General features: G+C 64.7%; 3 protein-coding genes. All 3 read left to right on the top strand.

The features are described 5' to 3' along the window. Positions 1-118: 118 nt before the first annotated feature. Positions 119-997 carry an Ig-like domain-containing protein gene (locus RM2_RS22730; protein ID WP_072691723.1) on the top strand — a complete coding sequence of 293 codons (879 nt, stop codon included), beginning with the start codon at positions 119-121 and terminating at the stop codon, positions 995-997. Between the two features lie 118 nt (positions 998-1115). After that, entirely contained in the window at positions 1116-1994 is an 879-nt protein-coding gene (locus RM2_RS22725) for an Ig-like domain-containing protein (protein WP_169846813.1), read from the top strand. A 309-nt stretch (positions 1995-2303) separates the two neighbouring features. After that, the gene (locus RM2_RS22720; RefSeq protein WP_445009107.1) at positions 2304-3500 is read left to right on the top strand and encodes an IS30 family transposase; all 1197 of its coding nucleotides are present in this window, start codon (positions 2304-2306) and stop codon (positions 3498-3500) included. Positions 3501-3744: the final 244 nt, after the last annotated feature.

Raw genomic sequence — 3744 nt, 5'->3', positions numbered from 1 at the left:
GATAGCCCACGCGTGTGGCCCGTGCGAGTTCATCGCACGGGCCGCACTGCGTTGTCCGGCACAATTCCGTCCCAAGAAAAACTAGACACTCGTGCCAGTTCTGGCTACGCTGCCCGGCATGGCGACTAGAATCGGCACACCCGGCGGCCGCGAGCGACTTACCGCTGTCTTCGGCGGCGCGATTCTTTCCATGTCTCTGGCAGTTTTCGGGGCACAAGCCGCTGCTCACGCCGACTCCGAAGACCTGCAGATCTCCGCGTACGACGCTCCCCCGGGCGACACGTCCGCGGTTCCACCCTTCGAGGGCGACCTTGCCCCCGGCCAGGAGATCACCCAAACCTGGGACCTCCGGAACAAGTCCAACCAGGGCGGCTTCGTCAAGGTATATCTGGGCGAATGGAAAGCGACTTCGCCGGACATGAAGGTGTATGTCCGGGCGCAGATCGGCGACGATTTCGGCGATAACGTGGACCTGGTCGAAGGCGCGGCCGAGCCGGGAACTGAGTTGGCCTCGGCTTACCAGGGAGCCGGCCAGGACGCCAAGTTAGTTCTCGTGGTCGGCATGCCCATCGACGCCGACAACCTGTCGCCGGAAGAATTCGTCGACCCGGACTTCCGCGTCGACTTGGTGCCCGACGCCGACGCAGCTGCGACGACCACCACCCTGGACGGCCCGAACGACGCGACTACCGGTGAGCCCGTGGATCTCTCAGCCGAGGTGAAGGGTCCGGAAGTCGACTTCATCGGCGGCACAGTCCAGTTCAAGGACAACGGCGAAGACATCGGCGATCCGGTCCAACCAGTCGACGGTCGTGCGACGCTGCCGCACACCTTCACCGCCGACGGCGAGCACGAGATCACCGCGGTGTACTCCGGAGCGGACGGCTTCGAAGGCTCCACCGGCCAGGCCGAGACGGTCACCGTCACCGCCCCGAACAATTCCGGTACGGGTTCCTTCGGATCTCTCGGCAGCCTGGGCAGCATCTTCGGTTCCTAGCAGGAGGCAACCGGAGTTTGTCTGACACACAGAGCAATTGAGGTTTGAATGTGTTCAGAAAAGCCCAATCTCCTCCGAATACTGGACGCTTGGTTGAGTTCTGGATATGCTCCGCGTCATGACGACAACCATCAGCGCGCCAGGCAGCATGAAACGGCTGACCACGGCCTTCGGCGGCGCGATTCTTGCCCTGTTCCTAGCAATGTTCGGAGCGCTGGTGGCGCCCGCCGCCGCCCACGCCGAGGTGAACGACCTCGAGTACTCCGCGGACGAGGTCACCTGGGGTGACACGTCCGAGATTCCAGGCTACGAGGGCACACTCGTCCCCGGCGAAGAGATCACCTCCACCTTCTATGCGAGGAACACGACCGAGCGGGGCGGGGTTCTCCAGGTGTACCTCGGCAACTGGACGACCTCGCCGGAGATGGAGGCGTACGTCCGGGTGGAGATCGACGACGAGTCCGGTCCCCGCGTGGACCTCACCACCGTAGAAGAAGCTATGCCGGGCACCGAGTTGAATGCGATCCGCGTCGAACCCGGCCAGACCGCCACCGTGAGCCTGGTGGTGGGGATGCCCATCGAGGCAAGCAACGGGTCGCAGGATGGGTCCGTCACCCCGAACTTCTCCCTCGACTTCGAGGTCGACGGCGCCCTCGAAACAACCACCACTGTGACCGCGCCGAACACCGCGGATACCGATGAGGCCGTCAACCTCTCGGCAGAGGTGAAGGGACCGGAGGGCGACGCTGTCGGCGGCACGGTCCAGTTCAAGGCCGACGGTAACGACATCGGCGCGCCGGTCGCCCTGGTCGACGGCAAAGCGACATTGGACTACACCTTCACCGACGCCGGTGACTACTCCATCACCGTCCACTACAGCGGAGCGGGCGACTTCAACGGCTCCGTCAGCGATTCGGAGACGGTCAGCGTCACCGACCCGGACAATTCCGGCGACGGCTCTTCTTCCGGAAGCCTGGAGAGCATCTTCGGTTCCTAGTCGACCGAACGCCCAGCACCCGCAGCGAAAGCCCCTCACCGCAACCTTGGGTTCTAACGGTCGTTGCAACACCCTGAGTTTCGGGGAGTTGCAACGACCGTGCCGCGTTCGAGGGGCAAGACGTCAGGACTGCAGAAGTACACGCGAGAGGATCGGGACCGGTTCTTCCGCGAGTTCGACCGGGTGGGCAGCGTGACTGCTGCCGCCCGATCGCTCGGATTCAACGCACACACCTGCGCCCAGTGGGCACGCGAGGCCGGGCTCGGGAGCATACGACTGCGCCATCCCGGACACGAGGAGTTCCTTCGACTGCGCAGGACCGGTGCCACACGGGGTGAGGCAGCGGTGGCGGTCGGGGTGCACCCACGCACTGCGAAGGACTGGGACCGCGGGATCCGAGGGTCGCGAAACGCCAGGATCTACCCCGACGGCCGGGTCGTCGACTACACATCTGGTGTGACTACGATGACCACCCCCGCCGCCGGTAGCGGACCTGTCCAGCAGACGGTGGTGATGACGAAGGTCGATACACCCATCTCTGCCCGGTACCTCTCACTGGAGGAACGCGAAAAGCTCCGCGACATGTCAGCGGCGGGTGCGTCGCTGCGCACGATCGCCGCCGCGTTGGGGCGGGCACCGTCGACGCTGAGCCGAGAGGTCGCCCGGAACAGCGATCCCGAAGGCGGATATCGGCCCTACCGCGCGCATCGTGCTGCGGCGGCCCGCAGGCCTCGGCCCAAGGGCCGCAAGCTGCTCACCGGGCACGCCGTGGGTCGATACGTTCAGGAGAAGCTGCTCCTGCGCTGGTCTCCCGAACAGATCAGCAAGACTCTGATCAAGGACTTCCCCCGCGATCAGGAGATGCGCGTGACTCACGAGACGATCTACCAGGCCCTGTACTTGCAAGGGCGGGGCGGGTTGCGCAGGGAGGTCGCTACGGCGTTGCGAACCGGTCGAGCCCGCCGCAAGGAACGCCGGTCCGGGGAGCGGCGCCGGCCTCGGTTCGTCGACCCGATGGTCATGATCTCCGAGCGACCGCCCGAGATCGAGGACCGGGCGGTGCCCGGGCACTGGGAAGGGGATTTGATCACCGGTGCCCACAACAAGTCGGCGATCGCGACTCTCGTCGAGCGCACGACCCGATATGTGATGCTTGTTCGTCTGCCGGGCGATCACAGCGCCGAGGCGGTTCGGGACGGGCTCGTCGCGACGATGGGGACACTGCCCGAGCACCTGCGTGGATCCCTGACCTGGGATCAGGGTGCGGAGATGGCCACCCACCGATCTTTCAGCATCGCCACCGGCATCGACGTGTATTTCTGCGATCCGGCAAGCCCATGGCAGCGCGGGTCGAACGAGAACACCAATGGTCTACTGCGGCAGTACTTCCCGAAAGGAACGGATCTGTCGGTCTACGGACCCGAGGATCTTGAACACGTCGCTCAGGAACTGAACGGGCGTCCACGCAAGACGCTCGGCTGGGATACCCCATGCGTGATCTACTGATCACCCATTAGATCACCGGTGTTGCAACGACCCCTGGAATCCGCCAACGGTGAGGGGCTTTCTCGTGTCTTCCCTACCCTTGGCACCCCATGCCGACAATTGCGGACACACAGCCGATTACGTGGTCTTCTGGTGTGACCTCGTCAGCCCCGGAGTCCTGTGGACCACAAGCAGGAGGCGCCGCCGGGATGGTTCCCCGGCGGCGCCTCGTGCTACCCGCGTGGTCTGCTGTGCCTATATGTGG

The organism is Rhodococcus marinonascens NBRC 14363 (assembly GCF_001894885.1).
Taxonomy (GTDB): domain Bacteria; phylum Actinomycetota; class Actinomycetes; order Mycobacteriales; family Mycobacteriaceae; genus Rhodococcus_F; species Rhodococcus_F marinonascens.
The sequence above is the reverse complement of the archived record's forward strand: the minus strand, read 5'-3'. Positions and strand labels throughout refer to the sequence as shown.

Excerpts from the sequence above, each read along its gene's own strand:
- RM2_RS22730 (WP_072691723.1), top strand. The coding sequence starts at position 119 with ATGGCGACTAGAATCGGCACACCCGGCGGCCGCGAGCGACTTACCGCT.
- RM2_RS22725 (WP_169846813.1), top strand. The coding sequence starts at position 1,116 with ATGACGACAACCATCAGCGCGCCAGGCAGCATGAAACGGCTGACCACG.